At 70.1% G+C, this 21,530-nt stretch carries 25 protein-coding genes and 2 tRNA genes; 8 read left to right on the top strand and 19 right to left on the bottom strand.

What is annotated here, in order from left to right:
• Window positions 1-263 precede the first annotated feature (263 nt).
• Window positions 264-686 carry an SSI family serine proteinase inhibitor gene (locus tag OHA55_RS14575; protein WP_266710657.1) on the bottom strand — a complete coding sequence of 141 codons (423 nt, stop codon included), beginning with the start codon at window positions 684-686 and terminating at the stop codon, window positions 264-266.
• A gap of 736 nt (window positions 687-1,422) precedes the next feature.
• On the opposite strand from OHA55_RS14575, the gene OHA55_RS14570 reads away from it, so the two are divergent.
• Window positions 1,423-1,513: transfer RNA gene (locus tag OHA55_RS14570), tRNA-Ser, on the top strand.
• A gap of 413 nt (window positions 1,514-1,926) precedes the next feature.
• A tRNA-Arg gene (locus OHA55_RS14565) sits at window positions 1,927-1,999 on the top strand.
• A 78-nt stretch (window positions 2,000-2,077) separates the two neighbouring features.
• On the opposite strand, the gene xerC is transcribed toward OHA55_RS14565, so the two are convergent.
• The 14 genes from xerC to OHA55_RS14495 form a co-directional block, all read right to left on the bottom strand.
• Window positions 2,078-3,313 (bottom strand): tyrosine recombinase XerC, encoded by a 1,236-nt coding sequence (xerC, locus tag OHA55_RS14560; protein WP_266706461.1) that lies wholly within the window; start codon window positions 3,311-3,313, stop codon window positions 2,078-2,080.
• The gene (locus OHA55_RS14555) at window positions 3,301-3,507 is read right to left on the bottom strand and encodes an excisionase family DNA-binding protein (RefSeq protein ID WP_266706459.1); all 207 of its coding nucleotides are present in this window, start codon (window positions 3,505-3,507) and stop codon (window positions 3,301-3,303) included. Before OHA55_RS14555 ends, xerC begins: the two co-directional genes overlap by 13 nt.
• The gene (gene repSA, locus OHA55_RS14550; RefSeq protein WP_266706457.1) at window positions 3,507-4,907 is read right to left on the bottom strand and encodes a replication initiator protein RepSA; all 1,401 of its coding nucleotides are present in this window, start codon (window positions 4,905-4,907) and stop codon (window positions 3,507-3,509) included. The genes OHA55_RS14555 and repSA overlap by 1 nt, the downstream gene beginning before the upstream one ends.
• On the bottom strand, window positions 4,904-5,503 hold the full coding sequence (locus OHA55_RS14545; RefSeq protein ID WP_266710654.1) for an SAM-dependent methyltransferase: 600 nt from the start codon (window positions 5,501-5,503) through the stop codon (window positions 4,904-4,906). The genes repSA and OHA55_RS14545 overlap by 4 nt, the downstream gene beginning before the upstream one ends.
• 62 nt (window positions 5,504-5,565) lie before the next feature.
• Entirely contained in the window at window positions 5,566-5,736 is a 171-nt protein-coding gene (locus tag OHA55_RS14540) for a hypothetical protein (RefSeq protein ID WP_266706455.1), read from the bottom strand.
• A 5-nt stretch (window positions 5,737-5,741) separates the two neighbouring features.
• Entirely contained in the window at window positions 5,742-5,924 is a 183-nt protein-coding gene (locus tag OHA55_RS14535; protein ID WP_266706453.1) for a hypothetical protein, read from the bottom strand.
• Window positions 5,925-6,017: 93 nt separating this feature from the next.
• A complete protein-coding gene (locus OHA55_RS14530) occupies window positions 6,018-6,572 on the bottom strand; it encodes a GGDEF domain-containing protein (protein ID WP_266706451.1) in 555 nt (184 codons plus the stop codon).
• A 5-nt stretch (window positions 6,573-6,577) separates the two neighbouring features.
• A complete protein-coding gene (locus OHA55_RS14525; protein ID WP_266706449.1) occupies window positions 6,578-6,910 on the bottom strand; it encodes a SpdD protein in 333 nt (110 codons plus the stop codon).
• A 14-nt stretch (window positions 6,911-6,924) separates the two neighbouring features.
• Complete coding sequence (locus OHA55_RS14520) at window positions 6,925-7,113, bottom strand: mobile element transfer protein (RefSeq protein WP_266706447.1); 189 nt, start codon at window positions 7,111-7,113, stop codon at window positions 6,925-6,927.
• 3 nt (window positions 7,114-7,116) lie between these two features.
• Window positions 7,117-7,302, bottom strand: coding sequence for a hypothetical protein (locus OHA55_RS14515; protein WP_266706445.1), 186 nt, complete (start codon window positions 7,300-7,302; stop codon window positions 7,117-7,119).
• A 19-nt stretch (window positions 7,303-7,321) separates the two neighbouring features.
• A complete protein-coding gene (locus OHA55_RS14510) occupies window positions 7,322-7,993 on the bottom strand; it encodes a DUF2637 domain-containing protein (RefSeq protein WP_266706443.1) in 672 nt (223 codons plus the stop codon).
• 78 nt (window positions 7,994-8,071) lie between these two features.
• The gene (locus OHA55_RS14505; RefSeq protein WP_266706441.1) at window positions 8,072-8,245 is read right to left on the bottom strand and encodes a hypothetical protein; all 174 of its coding nucleotides are present in this window, start codon (window positions 8,243-8,245) and stop codon (window positions 8,072-8,074) included.
• A gap of 91 nt (window positions 8,246-8,336) precedes the next feature.
• Window positions 8,337-9,686 carry an FtsK/SpoIIIE domain-containing protein gene (locus OHA55_RS14500; protein WP_266706439.1) on the bottom strand — a complete coding sequence of 450 codons (1,350 nt, stop codon included), beginning with the start codon at window positions 9,684-9,686 and terminating at the stop codon, window positions 8,337-8,339.
• Between the two features lie 2 nt (window positions 9,687-9,688).
• Window positions 9,689-10,018: a hypothetical protein gene (locus tag OHA55_RS14495; RefSeq protein ID WP_266706437.1), complete on the bottom strand. Its 330-nt coding sequence runs from the start codon at window positions 10,016-10,018 to the stop codon at window positions 9,689-9,691.
• A 135-nt stretch (window positions 10,019-10,153) separates the two neighbouring features.
• Between OHA55_RS14495 and OHA55_RS14490 the strand changes: the two genes are divergently transcribed.
• The 4 genes from OHA55_RS14490 to OHA55_RS14475 all read left to right on the top strand — a co-directional run bounded on the left by OHA55_RS14490 (window position 10,154) and on the right by OHA55_RS14475 (window position 13,860).
• A complete protein-coding gene (locus OHA55_RS14490) occupies window positions 10,154-10,936 on the top strand; it encodes a GntR family transcriptional regulator (protein ID WP_266706435.1) in 783 nt (260 codons plus the stop codon).
• 2 nt (window positions 10,937-10,938) lie between these two features.
• Complete coding sequence (locus tag OHA55_RS14485) at window positions 10,939-11,448, top strand: N-acetyltransferase (protein ID WP_266706433.1); 510 nt, start codon at window positions 10,939-10,941, stop codon at window positions 11,446-11,448.
• Window positions 11,449-12,043: 595 nt separating this feature from the next.
• Window positions 12,044-12,724, top strand: coding sequence for a hypothetical protein (locus OHA55_RS14480; RefSeq protein ID WP_266706431.1), 681 nt, complete (start codon window positions 12,044-12,046; stop codon window positions 12,722-12,724).
• Window positions 12,725-12,765: 41 nt separating this feature from the next.
• Window positions 12,766-13,860: an XRE family transcriptional regulator gene (locus tag OHA55_RS14475; protein WP_266706429.1), complete on the top strand. Its 1,095-nt coding sequence runs from the start codon at window positions 12,766-12,768 to the stop codon at window positions 13,858-13,860.
• A gap of 516 nt (window positions 13,861-14,376) precedes the next feature.
• Here OHA55_RS14475 and OHA55_RS14470 read toward each other — a convergent pair.
• The 4 genes from OHA55_RS14470 to OHA55_RS14455 form a co-directional block, all read right to left on the bottom strand.
• Window positions 14,377-16,497 (bottom strand): LamG domain-containing protein, encoded by a 2,121-nt coding sequence (locus OHA55_RS14470; RefSeq protein ID WP_323180412.1) that lies wholly within the window; start codon window positions 16,495-16,497, stop codon window positions 14,377-14,379.
• Window positions 16,498-16,645: 148 nt separating this feature from the next.
• A complete protein-coding gene (locus OHA55_RS14465; RefSeq protein ID WP_266706427.1) occupies window positions 16,646-17,881 on the bottom strand; it encodes an NAD(P)/FAD-dependent oxidoreductase in 1,236 nt (411 codons plus the stop codon).
• Window positions 17,882-17,995: 114 nt separating this feature from the next.
• Window positions 17,996-18,943 (bottom strand): RNA polymerase sigma factor SigJ, encoded by a 948-nt coding sequence (gene sigJ / locus OHA55_RS14460; protein ID WP_266706425.1) that lies wholly within the window; start codon window positions 18,941-18,943, stop codon window positions 17,996-17,998.
• 146 nt (window positions 18,944-19,089) lie between these two features.
• Window positions 19,090-19,266: a hypothetical protein gene (locus OHA55_RS14455; RefSeq protein ID WP_266706423.1), complete on the bottom strand. Its 177-nt coding sequence runs from the start codon at window positions 19,264-19,266 to the stop codon at window positions 19,090-19,092.
• 343 nt (window positions 19,267-19,609) lie between these two features.
• Between OHA55_RS14455 and OHA55_RS14450 the strand changes: the two genes are divergently transcribed.
• Entirely contained in the window at window positions 19,610-20,632 is a 1,023-nt protein-coding gene (locus OHA55_RS14450) for a DUF2797 domain-containing protein (protein WP_266706421.1), read from the top strand.
• A gap of 143 nt (window positions 20,633-20,775) precedes the next feature.
• Entirely contained in the window at window positions 20,776-21,525 is a 750-nt protein-coding gene (locus OHA55_RS14445; protein ID WP_266706419.1) for a response regulator transcription factor, read from the top strand.
• Window positions 21,526-21,530: the final 5 nt, after the last annotated feature.

Raw genomic sequence — 21,530 nt, 5'->3', positions numbered from 1 at the left:
GTCTACGGGCAGCGGAGCGGGCAGGAACGGTGGATGAGGGGGAGCTCTCGTCGAGCTTCTGTACAACCGGTGCGCGGCCAAGGCCCTCAAACGCCCCAACGCGCCCCGTACGTACGGCTCCGGGGGTCTGGACGGAGCCGTACGCCGGGGGCCCGGGAGAGGGCCCGGGAAAAGCCCCATTCGGCCTACTGGCCGGGTGCTGGGGACCGCTCCGGCTCCTGCCGGATCCCTTCTCGGGTCATTTGCCCCGGTTCCTTTCGGGTTTACGCGCCGGTGGCAGGGAGCAGCGGGCTCAGGGCGTTCCAGCGGGCGATCTCGCAGCCGTTCTTGCGGTTCACCGTCGTGTCGACCGGCCGGCCGCGCCAGGTCCCGGTGATCCGCGCGGTGGCCGGACCGCCGTACATCTGCGTGCACATCGCGTTCTTGTCGACGGGCCGGAACAGGTCCTCCCCGGTCGCCTCCGCCTGCGCGAGCCGGTCGCAGGCGCGCTGCGCGTCCGGGTGGTCGCCCCCGGCCCGGGTGCCCGACCGGGTGCCGTCGGCCGGTGCGCAGGTCAGTTCGTACGAACCGTCACCCACGGCGTTCGCGGAGCCGGGGTTGCCAGAGGCGGAGTCGGCGGCGGTCTTGCCGGAGGCGGGGGCGGCGGACGTGCCGGAGTCCGTGTTCCCGGAGCCCTGCACGGTCACCGTCAGCCGCGTGGTCGTGTCGGCCTCGGCGCCGGTGGTGGGTGCGGGAAGGGTGACGGGCGCCGGGAGCGTGGTGAAGCCGGTGGTGTCCCCCGGTCCGTCGGCGTTGCTGCGGCCCGGGAGGGCGGGGGCGTTCGTGTCACGGGGGCCACGAGCCTCGGCCGGACCGGCGCCCTTGCGCGCGGGGCGGAGCATCCCGCTGTACGGGGAGCCCGCGGGCCCGGAGGAGACGACGGGCCCGGACTGCTCGGACACCGGGAGGGGCCCCGTCCCCTCGATGGGCACGGGCAGCGGCCCCACGGCCGAGGCGAGGGGGGCGGCGGTGGACAGCGCGGCGATCGAGACGAGGGCGGTGAGGGCGAGACGGCGCAGCATTGCGGGACTCCTGGTCCTGGGGCACGGGCACGGTTTCGACGGCGGGCAGCGGCTGACCCATCTCGTGTCCCTGGATCACGTCGGCCCATCCTGGTGTCCCTAACGTCCCTCCCGCCCCGACGATGCGCGATCCGAAGGGGCCGCACGGAGCAAGCCGAAACGCACGTCGGGCGTACGGACGGGTCCGGCCGGCGGAGAGGTCCGGCCCCAGGGCGCGGGCGCGCCGGATCTTCCCCGAATCGAGGGCGAATGTCCTTTGCCCTGGCGCCCACCTGCCTAGTACCGTGGGCCGCGATTGGTGACACCGCACCCGTCTGTGTCATCATCTGCACGCACCACTCGCGCTTGCGCGAGGTGTGCTGGAGGCGTCGCCTAGTCCGGTCTATGGCGCCGCACTGCTAATGCGGTTTGGGTTTTAAAACCCATCGAGGGTTCAAATCCCTCCGCCTCCGCCCCATCCGAAGCCCCGTGCCCCTGGCACGGGGCTTCGGCCGTTCCCGGGGTCGGTCGGTGGGCCGGCGGGTTCCGGCGGGCCGACGCGGGCGGGGCGGTGCGGATCGTGGCCGCGCCCGTTCCCGGTCGCCGTGTGCCGGGCCAGGGCTCCGGTCGTTCCCGGTCGTGATCGTGCCCGGCCGGGTCCGGGATGCGCCGGTCCCCCGCCGCGGGGGCCCGTTCGGACGGTTTTCGCGCACCGAAGCGCCGGAAGGGTGAGGGCGGCAGCGCGCCCCTGCTTGGTCGAGATTCACCCTCTGGGGGCGTTTCCGCAGGTCAGAGAGGGTGAGGGCAATGGATTTCGCGTCCCGGCGCGGTTCATGTAATGTTGTTCTCGCAACGCCGACCGGGAAGAAAAAAACCGGAACGCCAAGCACTCGTAGCTTAACGGATAGAGCATCTGACTACGGATCAGAAGGTTGCAGGTTCGAATCCTGCCGAGTGCACAACAGGCCAGAGGCCCTCAGGAGAAATCCTGAGGGCCTCTCGCGTTGTCCGTACAGCAGCGAAGTACAGCAACCGCGTCAGCCGGTACCGCCCATCGCGTCGGACAGCTTGCCGATCGCCTCGCGCACCTCTTCCTCGCCCGCATCCGCATAGACATCCATCGTCATGGCGATCTGCGAGTGCCGCAGGATGCGCTGAGCGATCTTCGGGTGCACCTTGAGGACGACCAGGAGCGAGCCGGTGGTGTGCCGGGTGTTCCGGAGCGGGATGACCCGCAGGCCCGCGCGACGGGATCGCAGAGCGAACATCCGGGTGAGGTTCCCCGGCTCGATCGGGGTGCCGTACTTCGTTGTGAAGACGAGGTCGTGAGAGCCCTGCCACAGCTCCCCTGCGGCTTTCCGGTCGCCAAGCTGCTGAGCGCGGCGCATCCGCAGGGCCTTGAGGCAGACGGCCGGCAGGGGCAGGAAGTCGTCGGAGTCCTCGGTTTTGGTCTCGCGGTGAAGGATCTGGCGCCCGGCCCGCTGGATCTGGTGGTCCACGTACAGCTCGCCGGCCTCGAAGTCGATCGACTTCCACGTCAGCCCCAACACCTCCCCGCGCCGCAGCCCGAGCGTCAGCACGAGTACCCACGCCGCGAAGAGGTGGTCATCCCGCGCCGCAGCATCAGCCAGGAAGAGACTGGCCTCGGCGGCGGACCACGGCTTGATCCGCCGGCGGCGAGGCTTCGGCACCTTCACGAGCGAGGCCACGTTCTTGCTGATCTCCTCTTCCATGACCGCGTGGCTCAGCGCTGCCCGCAGGGCATCCCGGGACCCCTGGACCACCCGGCGGGACGGGTAGGACTCGCAGCAGTCCCCGACCGCGCAGCACTTACGACGAGCCAGGTCTCGCTTTGCGTCCTTGCCCTGGGCACAGCACTGGCAGAGCGTCGCCAGCTTGGTGAGCCATTCGCGCACGTCCCGAACGGTCAGTTTGTCCAGCCGCTTCGCGCCGAGCTGCGGGGTGATGTAGAGCCGCACGTACCCCTCGTACGAGACGTATGTCAGCGGGGCCAGGTTGGGCTTCACGATCGAGTCGAGCCAGTACGCGAGGAAGGCCGCGAGGGTGCGGTGCCGGGTGGCCACCGGTCCCTTCTTCGCCTCCGCGTGGAGGTTCAGCCACTTGTCGTGGACCTCGTCGCGGGTCTTGCCGTAGGCGTACTTCCGGGCCCGCTTCCCGTCCGGCTTGGTGACCCAGACGTATGCCGCGAAGCCGTTCTTGTACGGGTAGATGGAACCTTCCCCGTTGCCACGCTTGCCGGTCATGCCGCCCACCCCTCGGCGTCGGCGGTGACGCGCTGGACGTACTCGTCCACCCAGGCCGGGAGGATGCGACGGTTACGACCGATCTTCACGGAGCGGATCTCCCCGGTGAGTACCAGCATCTTCGTCTTGGAAATGCCGAAGCCGAGCATCTCGGCCACCTCGGCGGTGGTGTGCCACTTCCGCTGGATCACGACGGTGGTCATCAGTGTTCCTCCCCTTCCAGGGCTTCGAGTTCGGCGCGGTGTTCGCGGGCGGTGTCGCGGTTGTGTTGGATGTCGCGGTGGATGTTGGCGGCGAGCCAGGATTCGCCGGGGGTGTGGCCGTGGCCGGCGTAGGCCCAGTGGGCGAGGGTGAGCGTGGTGGCTTCCGGGTGGTCGTCAGGGTTCGGAAGGCCGAGGGCTTCGCGTTGCTGGGCGGCGCGATAGTCGGCGCGGACCTGTCGGAGGGCTCCGAGGGTGGTGGAGTACGCGCGGGATTTGGTGGAGAAGTGGCCGCGGAAGCCGAGCATGTGGGCCCAGTCGCGGAGCTTGCGGTCCGGGTAGGCGTGGTGGAGGTCGAGGCACGCTTCGATCAGTCGGCGCGGGTGCTCGGGGACGTCGAGGAGGACGAGCGCTTCCTTGTTGCCGATGCGGTGATCGACGGTCCCGGTCGTCTCGGCTGCTTTGGTGGCGTACTTGGCGACGTAGGAGGCGACGGCTTGTTCGGTGAGGTCTTCGCCGTTGCCGAAGGCGGCGATGGGCTGGACGTCGAGTTGTGTGCCCCAGCGCAGGACCCAGCCGGGGAAGCCGGCTTCCTCGTAGGCGGGGACGGTGAGTTCGACCCGGTCGGCGGCAGCGCGGATCGCGTCGTCGAGAAGGTCGTGGGTGGCCCAGGCGGGCGGGGGCGTGTCAGGGCCGTCGGGTCCGTCGAAGCGGATCACGGCGTGGAAGTGGACCGCTCCCCGCTTCTGGTACTCGGCGACCTTCCCGAAGGAGAGCCGGGACTGTTCGCGGGCGGCTTTCTGGGTGAGGCCGGCGCGGCGGGCGATTTCGCGGCGGAGGTAGATCGTGAAGTAGCGCCAGAGGTCGGAGGCGTGGTTGTTCCACAGCACCGCGCCCGCGTAGTCGTACGAAGCAGGGTCGAGCGGCGTACCGAGTTCCTCGGCGTCGTCGGTGTGGCGGGTGCCGCAGCGGCAGGGCCGGTTTCCGGGGCGGTTGTGCACGGGGCCGAACGAGGGGGCGGTGAGGGTGGCGAAGACGCGGGGGTGTTCGCGGACCGTGTGAGGGGTCCCCTTGGTGGGGTCGCCGGTGAGGCCGGCGCGGATGAGGTGGTAGGTGTCGCCGGCGTAGGTCCAGGCGCAGGCGGGGCAGCGGGAGGCGCGGCGGTTGCCGCAGGCGATCCGGAGCCGTCCGCCGGGTTCGTTGTCGGTCGTGTAGTGGTGGAGCAGGGTGCCGGTGGCGCGGTCGATGGTCTTGGTGGCGCCGGTGAGGTGGATGGGCTGGGCGCATCCTCCGGTGCGGCGGATCTGTTCGTTCCAGCGGTCGAAGCCGGTGGAACCGGCCACCCTCAGCACGTCGGCGAGGGTGGCCGGGTCCAGGCCCGCCACGGTGGCGGTGTGGGTCACGCGGCCACCTCCAGTCGGGAGGCGAGGAAAGCGGCGGCGATGTGGCGGGTGTAGGCCGGGGGGATGCATTCGCGGATGCCGTCGCGGTTCATCCAGCCGACGCCCATGTCGGTGCGGGCTTCGGCGACGCCGGAGAAGTTGCCGACGTAGTGGGCGAAGTGCCCGTCCGCGCGGGGGCGGCCCATCTTGGTGAGCGGCGCCCAGTGGGCGCGGTGCAGGGGCGGGGTGAAGGTGAACTGGCCGCCGGTCTCGAAGAGGCGGTGGCGGTAGGTCCGCATCCCGAACGCGGCAGCGCACAGCGTCACCGGGTCGCGGAGTTCCCGGGCGGCTTCTTCGACGTTCTCGATGACCCACGGCCGTCCGGTGGTTTCGAGGGCGGCCCGGGTGGGGGCGATCAGGTCGGGGTGTTCGCGGTGCTGGATCTTCTGGGCGCGGCTGTAGCGCTGGCAGGGCGGGGAGGCGTGGATGAAGTCGAACTCCGCGCCGTGGGCCCGCACGTAGTCGATCGCGTCGCCCTGGATGAAGCGGAAGGGGTAGCGGGGCTGGGGGGTGGTGTCGATGCCGGTGACGTTGAGGCCGGCGAGGTGGTAGCCCATGGCGGCGCCGCCCTGGCAGCAGAAGAGGTCCAGGACCCGCAGCCGGGTGTTCAGGAGGGTGGTCACCGGCCGTTCTCCTTCGGGGTGTGGTTGTCGATCCACTCCTCGGCGCACACCTTGTGGACCGGCTTGCCCCGGTCGGAGCGCAGCGGGGTGGGCTTCTCGCACAGCACGCACGGCTTGTCGCCCGTGGAGTCGAAGTGCTTCCTGTCGGACCAGTTCAGGAGGGCCATGGGGCTCACGCCCCGACGCGGGTGTAGGCGCGGGCGGGGGCGGTGTGCCCGGTGCCGTGGCAGGCGGGGCAGTCGGCGGTGATGGTCTGCCGGTGTCCGTCCGGGGTGGTCTGGCCGGTGGTGACCGCGACGGTCGGGAAGCCGTCGCAGTGGGCGCAGATGGGCCGGGGCCGGGTGTTCTCGGGCATGATGGGTCTTCCCTTTCGGGTCTGCGTGATCTGGAGGGTGTTGAGGCGCCCGGGGCGGCGGAAGTTTGGCGACCGAGGCCGCCCCGGGGGCTGTTAAGGGCGCGGGGTGTTGTTGCGCCGGCCGTGGCCCTTGGCCGCGTACATCGCGGTGTCGGCGGCGGCGAGCGCGTCGGTCAGGGTCCGTACGGGCAGATCGGCGACGGAGCAGAAGCCGACCGAGGCGGACACAGGGATGACCTGATCGCGGTAGATGACCGGCTGTCGGAGCGCGTGGTCCAGTGCGGCGGCGCCGGGGCGGTTGGTGGAGTCCGGGACGAGGGCGGCGAATTCGTCGCCTCCGAGCCGGGCCGTGATGCCGTTTCCCTCAGCCCAGTGGGCGAGGCGTTTGGCGGTGGCCGCTATGACTGCGTCGCCGGCGAGGTGGCCGTGGGTGTCGTTGATGGCCTTGAAGTCGTTCAGGTCCACCAGGAAGGCCATGGCCCGGGGGGATCGGGCGACGATGCGTTCGGCGCGGGCGGTGAACCCGGCCCGGGTGTGGAGGCCGGTCAGCGGGTCGCGCCGGGCGGCGGACAACCGGCGGGTCAGGACGCTGCTGTGGAAGGCCCAGCCGAAGGCGGGTAACGCCGCCGCCATGTTGATCAGGTCCATGTCACTCACTGGCCCTTGCGGGAGTCGTTGAGCATGATGCGCAGGACGACCGCGAGGAGCGCGAGGGACCCGGCGGTGATGGCGACCGCGAGGAGCATCGAGACGAGGACCGCGCCGACGACGAGGACCGCGGCCGTGCCACCGGCAACGGCGACGACGAGAGCGCCGGGGGTGAGCTGCACGCCGGGGCGGCCGACCGGGGCCGGGGCCGGGGTGTCGGGGGTGTGGTGGCAGTCGCAGACCGGGGCCGGGGGGTGGACGAGGCCGGTGAGCGGGCGGACGAGGGTGGTGTCCGGGGTCGGCGCGGTGTCGGGAGTCGGGTACTTCGGGGTGAACATGGGGTTCTCTCCTCTCAGATGGTGCAGCGGTGGGTGCGGGCGGCGAGTTCGGCGGCGGCCCGGCTGGTGTAGTCGGCGGAGAAGTTGCAGGCGGGGGCGGTGCAGGCGGCGGTGTGCTTGGTGCGGCCCCGGCCGTCGTAGTGCGTGCCGACCCGGACGGGGCCGATGCGGATCACGTCGGTGAAGCGGTTCGGACGCGGCATGGGTCAGTCCTCCTGGCGGAGGCTGTTGGCGTTGAACTCGGCGCGGATGCGGTCCGCCTCGGTCGTGTCGGCGGTGCGGTCCGCGGCTTCCTCGGCGAGGAGCCGGGCGAGTGTGGGGCGGCCGGTCTTGGCCATCTCGCGGGCGGCGTCGAGGTAGTCCGCGGGGCGGTTGAAGTTGAGCATTGCCATGGGTTTTGTCCCTTTCTGGTCAGGCGAGTTGGGCGTTAATGGCGTCGGCGAGCGGTGCGGGGACGCCGAGGCGCAGGCGGAGCGTGGCCAGGTCGATCCGGTTACCGGTCGAGGCGCGGTGGTTGTCGGCGACCTTCTTGGCGTGGTCGAGCAGTGCCGGCGGAACAGACACCGCAGGCACGGCCACCGGGGCCGCAGCAGGAGCCGGGACGGGAGCCGGAGGGAGTTCCGGAGCCGGCTCCGGGACTCGCACCGTCACCTTGTGGGTGTCCGGGGCCGGGGTGGGTTCCGGGGTGTCCAGGGGTGCGGTGGTGGCCGTGGGTGCCGGTTCGGTGGGGGTGTGGGCTAGGAGAGTTCCGCCGAGGAAGGCGAGGGCGGGCCAGCCGGCGACGAGGATGCGGAGCCAGGCCGGGACCTGCCCGAGGTTCAGGAGGCCGGCGGTGGCGATGTTCGCGCCGAGGGACGCGGTCAGGGCGATGACGAACCAGACCCACGCCGGCCGGTTGTTGCTGGTGGTCCGCATGCGGCGCCAGGCGGCGACGAGGAGCAGATCCACGCTGATCGGGTAGGCCCAGGCTTTCCAGCCGTCCTGTCCGGCCGCGGAGGCAAGGTCGTGCAGGTGGGAGAAGGACAAGGCACCGGCGATGAACGCCTGGATCAGTACGGCGTCGGGGCGGATTTTGCGGGGCATCGGTTCACCTCCTTTCGGGGTTGGGCCGGGGCCGGGCGGGATGTGGTGGTCACCGCCCGGCACCCGGAGCGGGGGTGGTCAGGCGTTGGGGTCGGTGCCGGTGCCGAAGCAGTTGAGGCAGAGCCCGTCCTGCTGGCCGACCGGGCGGTGTTTGCGGCCGACGCGCACCGTGATGGGCACGTTGCCGGTGCCGCCGCAGGGCTGGCACGGGGCGGGGGTGGTCTTGGGCGGGGTGGTGGTCCGGTTGGCCATGACGCGTGACCTTTCGGGTTCAGGCATGGGCGGGGTAGGGACCTGGCGCGAAGACGGTCACGCCAACCGGCGAGGCAGAGGGGAAGGGGCGCTACTCGGTGACCGGCACCGGGGCCACCAGCGGTACCGCGGCACCGGGGGTGGTGGGGACGACCGGGCGGAACGGGGCGAGCGCGGGGATGAGCGGGGTGAGGTGCGCGTACTCGCGGCAGGTGGCAACCGCTTCGGCGGGGGTCATGGCGGGGGTGCGGATGCGGGACCAGCCGCCGGAGGCGTCGCCGGCAACGGCTACCCCGGGGCGGTCCGGCGGGATGGTCGTCACCGCGGCCACCGCGTCCGGGGCGATGTCGCCAAGGCCCATGTCGGCGGTCTGCTTGTCGTTGACCCGGTGGACCACGCGGCCGGTGAGCTGGGCGCGGAGCATCGTGGCGCCCTTGCCGAGCTCGGATCCGAAGCGCTGCCCGCAGATTTCCAGGTAGATGCCGACCGCACGGGCCATCTGCGCGAGCCGCACCAGATGCATCACCATCCGGTCCCGGCGCTCTTCGTCCTTCTTCGCGGCGGTGAGGAAGAGTTCGGCGACCTCGTCCACGAGGACGACCAGCGGCACCGGCCGGACCTTGACGGGCAGGTCCCACAGATCGGAGACCCCGTGCGCACTCAGGACGTCGAAGCGCTCTTCCATCTCCCGGACCAGGGCTTCCAGCAGCTCGGCAGCTTCGTCCGGGGTCACCGCGAGGGCGGAGAGGCGGGGTGCGTAGCCGCGCTGTTCGACGCCCCGCTTGCAGTCGATCCCGACCAGCCCCACAGGGAGCTTGGCAAGACCGGTGATCAGGTTGCGCTGGAACATCGACTTGCCCGACTGGTTCGCGCCCAGCGTCAGACTGTGCGGGACCTTCTTGTAGTCGCGTACGAACGGGGTTCCGTCCTCCCGGACCGCGACCGGCACGACCAGCGGACCCGACAGCGAACGGGGCAGCCGGCGGGGCAACTTCACCCGCCACAGCACGTCATAGCCGGTCATCCGCAGTTCCACGAACCCCGGCTTGGTCTCCACCACGTGCACGGAGTGAACGCCCCAGGCGTGGCGCAGCCGTTCCGAGGCGGCGGCGACGTCGGCGGGTTCCAGTCCGGCGGGCAGACGGAGAGTGGCGCGCATGCCGGTGGACGAGGCGCGGACCTTGCGCACCTTCGGCGGGACCGGCTGCACATCCGGGCGGCGGGCCACGTTGCGGACCATGAACGCCCGCAGGCGGGACGGCTGAACCGTCAGCCCGCACACGTCCATCGTCGAGTGATACGTAGCAGCGAACCGGACCCGGGCGACCGGCAGACCGACCAGCGACCAATACACGCGCGGAGCGCGGACCTTCGCGTAGCCGAGACCGCCGGCGGCGGATAAGGCTCCGGCCGCTTCGATCACCGTGGACACGTCCGTCATGGTCAGACCCCGGCCGTGATGGCGACCGCGCGGAAGCTGATGCCGTGGCGGGTCTGGCCGTTGAACGTGTTCTCCCAGTCCCGGGCCTTGAGGCCGATGACCGTGACCATCGTGCCCGGGGTCAGGTTCTCCGGGACCCCCGTATTCGGGACGGTCACCTGGTACAGGTTGCCCTCCCCCTCGTCCGAGATCAGCAGGCCCACCGTCGCGAGCGGAGCACCGGTCTCCCGGTCCATCGCGATCTCACCGGTCTGCTTGGACACGAGCTTCGGCGTCGGGGGCGTCGCCACGAACACGACAGCGGTCGAAACATCGATCTTGAACGACGGCATGAGGTTCTCCTCAGACGAGGGCGCAGAAGGAAGCGCGCCCAACTGGCTTGAGCCACTTACTGGCTTAAGCCAGTTGAGCATGCCTGCCCGCTCCAGGTCAACCATCTGGCTTGAGCCAGTTGCTAAGGTGGTTGCATGACCCCGTCCGGCGCCCCGGCTCAACAGCCGCCCAGCAGGCGCATCGCCGACTTCCTACGCCGCCAGATCGAATCCGGAGAACTTCCAAGCGGCGCCAAACTGCCCTCAGAAAGAGCGCTTGCCGAGCAGCACGGAGCAGCGCGCAACACCGCGCGTGAGGCGATTCGGCTGCTCGCAGAGCAGGGGCTGGTCACGGCCAGGCACGGCAGCGGCGTGTTCGTCCGGAAACCCCAGCGGCTCTTTCGGTTCGGCAGCGATCGCTACTCGCTGAAGAACCGTGAGACGGGACTGACCCCGTTCCGCCTGGAAGCGAAGCGCCAAGGCAAGGTGGCGAGGATCGAGGTTCCGTCGATTGCCAGAGAGAGGCCGCCGGCAGACGTGGCCGAACGCCTACGCGTGCCCGCGGACGAAGAGAGCGTCGTTCACCGCGAGAACCACTACTTCGCAGATGACGAGCCTGTGCAGATCGTCTCCACGTTTCTTCGGTGGGACGAAGCGCAAGGCACGCTGCTCATGCAGGCCAAGACTGGTAAGGACGGGATCTACGGGCGTCTGGAGGACCTAGGGCACGTCATGACCCGAGTGCGCGACGAGATCAGTGCGCGGATGCCGACTCCGGAGGAGGCCACGATCCTGGAGCTGTTGCCCGGCGTACCGGTCTTGGAAGTGCTGCACACCAGCCTGGATCAAGCCGGAACCCCGTTTGAGGTCTCGCGATACGTCCACCGCGCCGACCAAACCGGCTTGCTCTACGAACTCCCCGTCGAGCAGGAGGTATGACCATGGCGACGGTAGCCATCCGCTCGTTCACGGCCGAAGATCTTGCCGGCGCCGCAGCCGCGTTGGTCGAGGTTCACGACACGGACGGGTACCCGGTGGAGGGGGTAGGGGACCCGGAGGCTTGGATCGCGTCGAAGGACGTCTTGACTGCATGGGTCGCGCAGAGCGGAAGCGCGATCGTGGGCCATGTGGCGGTGATGAAGCCTCAGGGCGAGGCCGCCGAGATGTGGATGAGGCAGAGCGGTGACGACGGCTCCCATGTGGGGGTTCTTGCAAGGCTTTTCGTGGTGAAGGCGGCGAGAAAGCAAGCCGTTGGCGAGCAGCTCGTGAACACGGCTGTGACCTTTGCGCGCGCGCAACAGCTCCGCCTTGTGCTCGACGTCATGGCGAAGGATGTGGCCGCCATCCGCCTGTACGAACGTCTCGGCTGGCACAAGATCGGCGAGACCATTCACCACTTCGGCGCCAGCGAGACCATCCCGGCCGTTTGCTACGTTGCCCCCGCCGACTGACCTGAGCTGTTACAGGTTTCTCTACCTCATCAAGGCCCCCGGCTGCGCTCCGCTCCGCCGGGCGCGCTCCCGGCTCTGGCCGCGCCCGCGCTCCTGCCTCCGGCCCGCTCGGCGCGCCGCCGCCGACGCGCGCCCACTGTGCAAGGCCGGGAAGGGATGAGCCGAGACCAGAGCCCGCGGCTTCAAGACATGCCTCCGGCGGGGGCGCTCCGGCACCGGGGGGAGGGGCGCCGTTCGCGGGTGCCGGCCGGTGCGTGGTGAGCGTCGTGGTGGCTCCCATCCCGACCACCTCCGACCCAGGCAGAGCCGAGCAGTCGCGGCCCAGGGCGTCAAGGTCGTTCGTACAGTGGCGCGCTCCACCTTGACGCCCTGAACCACGACCGCTCCACGGTGTGTGGGTCGAAGGCGGACGGGATGGGAGCCGGGGTTGAGTAGTGGTTGATCTTGGATCCCGAGGCTCGTCATAGCTCAACTGACGTGCAGAAACGCACTGTTCCTTGCATCGGAGGCACACGAATGTCGGCGGAGCCCGTTACGCTTATAAAAATCGCCCCTCAACCGAGGGGGCGTTCTTATAACCCCATGGGAGGGGTGCGTGATCGAGAACGCCTGGGCCAGGCCCGATGAACGCGGCGACTATGAAGTGCAGCTCGACCAACTGGGCCTGCGGTACGTGTACTTCGAGCGCTTGATCAGCGAAGGTGAGGAGGCCCGGGCTGGGGCGACGAAGGATGACGCGACCAACGCCGCCGGCACCCTTGACTACCTCGCGCGAGTGCGCACCCTGCGCTACCTGCTCCGCACCGAAGAGAGTTGGAAGCGCTACGACCCCAAGCAGTCCCCTCTCACGGTCAACCCAGCCAAGACGATGGCCATCGGCGTTCTGCTGGGTGACGCGCGCACCGGCTTGCCTGGCAAACCCCAGCCGCGCAGTCACAGACCGGCAGGTGTCGCCAAAGAGTCGATGGTGGCTCGCAACCAGGACCTCCCCCCAGGCCTTTTCCCGGTACCGGAGCAGGATGGGCCCGACGGCGAGCTCACGGACGACGAGTATGCACGTCTGGCCACGTGGTATTTGTTGACCTACCGGTACGTAGCGCGGCAGCAGGGCTTCGTTGAGGTGCGCAGCGAGCTGTCCCTGCCCAGTAGGGTTGGCCCCAAGGGCAAGATCGATAGCTGGGACCGGAGGATCCTCCTCCCCGCCCTGCGATTCAAAAAGACGTTCGATTACCCTACGGGTGACACTGGCTTCGACGTACCCGTTGAAGAGTGGTGAGATAGGGGCATTCCGGTCATATGTGAGGGTGGTGGTAGCAGATGATCTCTTCCTCGCGCATCGCCATCGCCCGCAAGCGCCGAGGGCTCACCCTTGCTGAACTCAGCGAGCGTGCCGGGGTGAGCCTTCAGAGCCTGTCCAACTATGAGACCGGGCGCACCGAACCCACCGAAGACACACTCTCCAGCATCTCGGCAGGATTGGGATTTCCGGAATCATTTTTTCGGAAACCTGAAGTCGAAATACTGCCCCTAGATGCCGTGTCATTTCGCGCCCGGAGTAAGCTGGCTGCGGGCCCCCGAGATGCAGCGCTGGCCGCCAGCACATTGGCGCTTGAGCTTAACGAGTGGATCGAACTCCGCTACAAACTTCCTACGGCTCAGCTCCCTACGCTGGGTCGTCTGGATCCTGAATCTGCGGCGGATGTACTAAGAACTCGTTGGGGGCTAGGTGAAGCGCCAGTCTCGAACATGGTTCACTTGGTGGAGTCGCGTGGCGTGCGCGTATTCTCTCTACCGCCTGAATTTTCTGACGTAGACGCTTTCTCCTTCTGGAGAAATGGTACGCCATTTATCTTTCTCAGTACGCTGAAAAGCCCAGAGCGCGGACGCTTCGACGTGGCCCACGAGCTAGGCCACCTTGTCCTCCACGGTGAGGAACGAGTGCTCCACGGCCCTCCGGCCGAGAAGGAGGCCAACTCCTTTGCCAGCGCTTTCCTGATGCCTCAGGATAGCGTAAGGGGCTCGATTCAAAATTCCCCCCTGCCATCTCAAATCGTGGCAGCAAAGGGCATCTGGAAAGTGGCAGCGATGGCGCTCACTTACAGGCTTCACGATCTTGGCATGCTATCGGATTGGCATTACCGCAAGGCTTGCATTGAGCTAAGTAAAAGTGGATATCGATCCACCGAGCATCGAGGCATGCCCGCGCGTGAAAAGTCGCAACTCTTGGAAAAGGTCTTCAGTATGGCGCACGGAAGGGGTATCTCCATACGCCAGGTAGCGGATGATCTCGACGTTAGCGCCCAAGAGCTCAGCAGTTGGATTTTCGGACTCGTAGTTACGTTGCGGGCGGGATCCGGTTCGAATGAGGCTCCAATTGTCTCCTCAAGACCTCGACTATCAATCGTTAGATGAGCGCGAGCATCCCTCTGGGAAATGGGTCGGCCCAGCTGCGTCCTGATGAGTGTCTAACTGCGTGACAATGCAGTTAGATGATGTCGGACGACCGTGGACACCGAAGGACGGTTGTTCGAGGTCCGAGGGCACCCGTCCCGAGGCCGAGCACTCCCACGAGTTGCTTCGGGACGAAGCAGTAGGTACGTCCTCGCCAAGCACTGATACAGCTACGGAGTACCGCAACCTCAGCGACCACCCCCGTCCGCCACCACCTCTCCGGGGCCCTGTAGCGGCCGGTATGACCGTCCCTGACCGATCCGGCTAGAGCTACGGATCAGAAGGTTGCAGGTTCGAATCCTGCCGAGTGCACAACAGGCCAGAGGCCCTCAGGAGAAATCCTGAGGGCCTCTGTCGTTGTGCGTAGGACGTGTGGTCGCGGGCACCGTCCGTCCCCGCGGAAGAAAGCGCGGGGACGGACGGTGCCGTGGGTGTGCTGTCCGGTACCGGTTGACCGGGCCAGGGGGTGCCGGTGACTCAGGCGAGGGGGCCGTTGCCGTGGCCCAGCAGGGCGGTCAGGCTCCCGGGCAGCGCCCCGGCATAGACCTCGATCTCGTCGATGTCCCCGTGCAGATAGTCGCCCCAGCTCTCGGCGGTCCGGGACCGGCCCACCTGCAACGGGCCCTCGCCGTGCAGACCGTCGGCCGAGTGCGCCGGGGCCCCGGCGGCGGTGCCGTCGACGTAGAGGGTGATCGTGTCGGCCTGGTCGTCGTAGACGACCGCCAGCCGGGTCGGGTTGTCGGGCATGGCCCGGTACGAGGCCATGACCGTGCTCTCGCCGGCCCCGCTCCCCGGTACGACCAGCTGCCAGGCGTGCGGTGCCGGATCGTAGCGGAGCTGGAGGGCGTCGGCCCCCTCTCCCGCCAGGGAGAGGACGGTCATGGGGTGGGCGGGGACGGCATCCGCCAGCCGGACGACGGTGCTCACGGTGAAGCTGTCCCCGGTGTCCACGACCGGTACGTCGGTGGCGGCCCAGCCGGTCTCACCGTCCAGGTGCAGGTGGCCGTGCCCGATCAGAGCGGGCTCGACCGGAACGCAGTCCGGGTCCAATCCGCACGGGTCGTCGGCGGGGGTCGTGTACAGCTCAGCTCCTGTCGGGCTCAGCCGCAGTGGTGCGCCGCCGTTCTGCCCGGGGCTCGCGCCGTCCGCCGCGGTCTCCAGCGCCCAGTACCCGCGCGGCTGCGGTGTCCGGTGGGCGAGGGCTGTCGCCTCTGCCGGCACCACCACCCGGTCGTGGACCTGGATTTCGCCGAGGTCGCCGTCCCAGCGGTTCCGATAGCCGACCGGGCCCTTGGCGCGGCCGATCTGGAAGGAGCCGGTCCCCTCCGCGGGGGTCGCCGTGACGGGGGTGCCGGTCTCGGTCCCGTTGACGTAGAGGTGGGCCAGGCCGGTCTCGGCGTCGTAGACGCCCAGCAGGTGGGCCCACTCGCCCGTTTCCGGCGCGCCTCCGGTGACGTGGGCGCCGCCCACGGTGAACGACCACGTCGGGGCGGAATCCCCGCCGTTCAGGCCGAGAGCGAACGCGGCCCGGGTCCCCGCGTCCTGGCTGACGATCGTCATGGCGCGGTCGGTCCGTCCCGGACGTGCCCAGCCGCTGACGGCGAAGGTGCCGCCGTCATCCACGACCGGAGCGTCCGGGGTCAAGAAGCCGTGCCCGCCGCCGTCCAGGTGGGCCGTGGACGTGAGGGAGGTGAGGGTGGGCGCCGGGCCGCCGAAGGTCACTCCGGCGCCGACGCGGGCATCGGCGCCCGAGACGGCGGCGGCGGACCCGGACCCGGCCGGGTCGGCGAGGGTCCAGCGGGCGGTGGGAGCGCGGCCGGCCTGCACCGCGATGGTGTAGGACGTTTCCCGGCTGCCGTGGCCGGCCCGGTCCACCGCGGAGACCGACAGGGTCGTCGGACCGGCCTTCGTCGGGAGACGGCGGACAGTCGCGGGGCCGCCCGTTTCGGCCGGGCTCACGTACTGCGGGCTCTCGCCGGTGAACTGGTACCGGTACGACACGACGTCGGCCGACGGGGAGTCCAGAACGAAGGTGCCGTAGACACCGACGCCGTCCTGCCACCCCTCCTCGGAGTAGTCCGGCGACGTGATGACAGCGGGCTCGGGCGGAGTGTCGTCGTACACGAAACGGCAGGCCGCACCGCCGTTTTCGGAGCTCCAGGCGGAGGTGGCGCTACCGTCGTCCGCCCGGACGTGCCAGGAGACGACCGTGTTGGCCGGCACCTCGTCCGGCATGCGCCAGACCTGCCGGAATCCTGACATCCCGGTGGTGAACGGGGTGTAGGTCAGGCGCTGTTCGGTGCCGCTGGGATCCGTCCACCAGGCCTCGAACTCGGCCTGCACCAGGTTGTCTTCGGACGGCTGGTTGTCCGCCTCGGAGTCGTGGAGGACCGCGGAGAGCACCGGAGGCTCGGAGAAGTACGTCTCCGCCTCACCGGTTGCGCACGCACCCGTCCCGGTCAGCAGATCGCTGATGCGCGCCTGTTCGGGCGGCACGTTGTCCGCCGCGTACGCGGCGCCGGTCCCGGTCGTGAGGACCACCGCGACGGCGCACCCCATCGCCAGGATTCCGGTGGTTCGTCGTCTTCTGTCCGGCAAGCTGCTCGTCCCCCCAGGGAAAGACATCCGTGCAGGTCGCACGGATCGTTGGGAGGCTAACAGCGCCAACTGACAGTTCCGTAGCGGATTTACGGTCCGTGGACGGAGCCGCGTCCGTCCACGGACCGCAGGGACCCTGCCGGGCCGGTCAGGATGCCGTCTCCGGCGTCGGGGCAGCCGCCGGGGCCGGGGCGGCCGTCTCCCGGGCCACGACCGGCCGGCGCCGCGACGGCACGCCGAGGGTGGGGTTGGCGACGCCCCAGGCGGCGCCCTTGCAGACGATTTCCTTGTAGAAGGCGGCGAGCCGTCCGGTCAGGGCCGCGCCGACCGCGCGGTCGTCGGCGGTGACGTACTGGATGAGGCCCTCCTTGCGGCCCAGTGAGACGCACTGGTTGAAGTAGCGGGCCGAGGGCTCGGGGAGCTTGTTCCCGGTCAGGCGGGCCGCGATGGTGTCGGCGGCCTGCCAGGCGACGGGGACGCCCGAGGCGCAGGACATCCGCAGGGGCTTGTCGCCCGGGCCGATGGCGTGGGCGGCGTCGCCGATGGCGTACACGTCCGGGTGCGAGACGGAGCGCAGGCTCCTGTCGACGACGATCTGGCCGGTGCCGGTGACCTCCAGGGTGCTGGCCTTCGCGATCGGGTGGACCGCGAAGCCGGCGGTCCACACCGTGACGGCTGCGGGGAGCGCGGTGCCGTCGGCGGTGACGACGTGGCCGGCCTCCACCGCGCCGACGGCGGTGTGCTCGCGAACGGTGATGCCGAGCTTGCCGGCCACCTTCCGCAGGTGGGCGCGGCCCTTGGGGGAGAGCCAGTCGCCGAGTTCGCCGCGGGCGGCGAGGGTGACGTCGAGGTCGGGGCGGGCCTCGGCGATCTCGGTGGCCGCCTCCACGCCGGTGAGGCCGGCGCCGACGACCACCACGGCCTGTCCGGCGCCGAGTCCGGCCAGGCGGTCGCGGAGCCGGAGGGCGCCGGGGCGGCCGGTGATGTCGTGGGCGTGCTCCGCGGTGCCGGGGACACCGTGGGTGTTCCAGCCGCTGCCGAGGGCGTACACGAGGGTGTCGTACGGGAGTTCCTCGGTCTCGGCGGCGTTCGGGGCGGAGACCGTGACGGTCCTGCGGTCGGCGTCCACGGCGGTGACCTTGGCGAGCCGGAGCTCGACGCCCGTACCCGCGAACATCTCGGCGAAAGGGCGGGGCCTGAGCTCCTGGCCGACCGCCAGCTGGTGCAGTCTGACCCGCTCGACGAAGTCGGGTTCGGCGTTGACGAGGGTGATGTCGACGTCCTCGCGGCGCAGCCGCTTGGCGAGGCGGCCGGCGGCGATGGCACCGGTGTATCCGGCTCCGAGGACGATGATGCGGTGCTTCTGGACGGTGTGGGCCTTCATTTCCCTGCTCCCTGTCTCGCGTCGCGTTCCGCGTGGTTCGCCTCTTGAACCGGACAGCCGGACGATTCCTGACAGGTGTGCGATGTGAAGCAGCTCACATCGGTCGGGGTGTGGTCAGAACGGGCGGACCAGGGGTTCGCCGTGGTCCCCCGCCGCCGCCCACCGCTCGGTCGCGCGGACCAGCTTGTCCGGGTTGACCTGGCTGCGGAACGCGGCGATGCCCTCGGCGGTGATCTCCATGCAGACGACCCCGATGACCCGGCCGTCGAGGACCACCACCAGGGCGGGCCTGTTGTTGGCGGTCGAGGCCCAGACCCCGGGGGAGCCGCCGGCGAGGTTGCGCTTGGCCTGGCTGGGCTTGAAGAGGCCCCGCATGAACTTCGCGACCGCGAGGGCTCCCTCGAACGCCGAGGCACGGGCCGGGACCTTGCCGCCACCGTCGCCGACGGCGATCGCGTCGCCGGTCAGAAGGCGCACGAGCGGTTCGGTACGGCCGCTGGTGGCGGCGGCGAGGAACTCGTGGACGATCCGCCGGGCGGCGGCCTCGTCGATCTCGGTACGGGCCTTGCCCTCCGCGACGTGCTTCTTGGCGCGGTGGTGGATCTGCTGGCAGGCGGCCTCGGTGAGGTCGAGGATCTCCGCGATCCGCCGGTGCGGGTAGCCGAACGCCTCCCGCAGTACGTACACCACGCGCTCGTTGGGGGAGAGGCGTTCCATGAGGGCGAGGACCGCGTACGAGACGGACTCGCGCTGCTCGACGGTGTCGGCGGGGCCGAGCATCGGGTCTCCGGCGAGCAGCGGCTCGGGCAGCCACTGGCCGACGTACGTCTCGCGCCGGGCGCGGGCCGAGGTCAGCTGGTTGAGGCAGAGATGGGTGAGGACCTTCGTCAGCCAGGCTTCGGGGACCTCGATGCGTCCGATGTCGGCGGCCTGCCAGCGCAGGAAGGTGTCCTGCACGGCGTCCTCGGCGTCGCTCGCGGAGCCGAGCAGGCGGTAGGCGATGGCTTCCAGGCGCGGTCGGGAGGCCTCGAAGCGGTCCACGTCGTCCATGGTCAGTGCCATGGCCCGGGATTGTAGTGCCCCTCTGCGGGTTCGGCCCGTGCGGAGGGAAGTTGGCGGGAGGTGGGGCGGGGAGGGGGATCGGTCTCCCCCACCCCCGCCGCGGCGCCGCGGGCCCACCACGCCGGACGGGCCGGCGGACCGTCGCGTCACCGCTTACGGCGGAGGACCGCCGAGATGACGGCGGGCAGGGCCCCGAGCACGGGCACCACGTCGTCGCGGCGGGCCCGCAGGAGCGCCACGAGGCAGATGAGGGTGACGCACCCGAGGCCGATGGCGAGGGCGAGTGGCAGGAAGGCGAGCGCGGCGATGTCCGTGAAGTTCATGCGTGTCTCCGGTTCAGGTTGGGTGGGAGTGCGGGTGCGGTCGTCGGTGGTGCGAAAAAGGTGTCCCCTCCGGACAACGGGCATGTGGGACGGGGTGTGGGGGTGCTGCGGCTCGTGCGCCGCCTGCCGGTGGGGTCGGTGACTCCGGTGGTGAGAGCTCCGGCGACGGCGTCGACGACGGATCACCGCGGCGAGGCCACACTCGGGGAGCGAGGGGTTAGCACCGCAAGCCCCGGCACCCACGGGCGCGCTGGGAGGCCGTGACCGTCCGGGCGCCGCCGGACACGCCCTAGGGTTGATCCCTCGTTGTTCGTGGCGGTCTCGGGCCCGGGAGGTTCTCGGCATGGGTTGGCAGTGCACCGGAGTGCGGTGGCCTGGGGACGCCCCCGAGCTGGAGTGGCGGAACGGGCGGGCCCGGCGGGGGAGCGTGCTCGCCTACGGGAGCGAGCTCGGCTTCCGGGCCCTCGGGGAGCGGGTCTGCGTCGGCGCGCGGGGGAACGCCTGCCCGCTCGCGGCACCGGTGCCGGGCCGGTCCACGGGGGCCCGGTGCGCGGAGTGCGCGCGGCTGGACCGGGCGCACTCGGTGGCTGCGGACACGATCGCGGACGACCCGCGCACCTACCGGGTCTACCTCGCCTGGTTCGGGCCCGGGATGGTGAAGGTCGGGATCACCGCCGAGGAGCGTGGTGCCGCTCGGCTGCGGGAGCAGGGGGCCGTGGTCTTCAGCTGGCTGGGCCGGGGGCCGCTCATGGCGGCCCGGCGGACCGAGGAGGTGCTGCGCGCCGCGCTGGGCGTGCCGGACCGGATTCCGTACGCCCGCAAGCGCGCGGTGCGCGGGGTGCTGCCGGGTGCGCGGGAGCGCTCCGCCGAGGTGGCGGAGCTGTACGGGCGTGCGGCGGCGCTCGAAGGGCGGGGCTGGCCGGAGTCGCTGGAGCGGCTGCCGTACGAGGCCGTGGACCACGCGGGGATCTTCGGGCTGGCACATCTGGAGCTGGAGCCTGCTGCGGGCGCCGGGGCGGTACGGGAGCTGGTCGCGGGCGGCGGGGTGGCCGGGCGGCTGGTGGCCGCCGCCGGACCGGATCTGCACCTGGCGACGGGCGGCGGCGACGGTGGTGGTGGCGCGGTGGTGGTGGTCGACACCCGGCTGATGACCGGCTGGGAGCTCGTACGGGCCGCCGGGGCGCCGACGGCGGGCGGTGAGCTCCCCGGCGGGAGCACCGGGAGCACCGGGAGCACCGGGAGCACCGAGAGCGCGGGAAACGCGGGGAGCGCGGGGAGCGCGAGGAAGGCCGGCGGCTGGGGGCCGGGGGTGACCGTTCCGGTCGAGGAACTGGGGCCCGGCGCGGTGCAGGACGGGCTCTTCTGACCGGTTCCTTTTTGATTCGGTTCGTTCTTGGTCTCCTCATGACCAGAGCCTTGGTCTCCTCATGACCAGAGCCTGACTCGTTTCTCAGGCTTTTCACAGAAACGGGCAAGCTCCCTCTCAGAGCGGTCTCACAGGGTGGAGGGATGACGACGACCTCGCCCCAGGGGCGTACCGAACTTCTCCGGGCCGACCGCAACTCCGCCAACCCCGTCCGCGTGCTCGTGGTGGACGACGAGCCGCCGCTCGCCGAGCTGCTCTCGATGGCCCTGAGATACGAGGGATGGGACGTGCGCAGCGCCGGGGACGGTGCCGGTGCGCTGCGGACCGCCCGGGATTTCCGCCCCGACGCGGTGGTGCTCGACGTGATGCTGCCGGACATGGACGGGCTGGCGGTGCTCAGCAAGCTGCGCCGCGACCACGCCGACGTGCCGGTGCTCTTCCTGACCGCCCGGGACGCGGTGGAGGACCGGATCGCGGGGCTCACGGCGGGCGGCGACGACTACGTCACCAAGCCGTTCAGCCTGGAGGAGGTCGTGGCGCGGCTGCGCGGACTGATCCGCCGCTCCGGCACGTCCACCTCGGCCCGCAGCGAGTCCACACTCGTCGTCGGCGACCTGGTGCTCGACGAGGACAGCCACGAGGTCAGCCGCGGCGACACCTCGATCCACCTCACCGCCACCGAGTTCGAGCTGTTGCGCTTCCTCATGCGCAACCCCCGCCGGGTGCTGAGCAAGGCACAGATCCTGGACCGGGTGTGGAACTACGACTTCGGCGGCCAGGCGAACGTGGTCGAGCTGTACATCTCCTACCTGCGCAAGAAGATCGACGCCGGCCGCACGCCGATGATCCACACCCGCCGCGGCGCGGGCTACCTCATCAAGCCCGGCGAGTAGCGGGG

The sequence above is a fragment of the Streptomyces sp. NBC_00102 genome (assembly GCF_026343115.1).
Classification (GTDB): Bacteria; Actinomycetota; Actinomycetes; order Streptomycetales; family Streptomycetaceae; genus Streptomyces.
The sequence above is the reverse complement of the archived record's forward strand: the minus strand, read 5'-3'. Positions and strand labels throughout refer to the sequence as shown.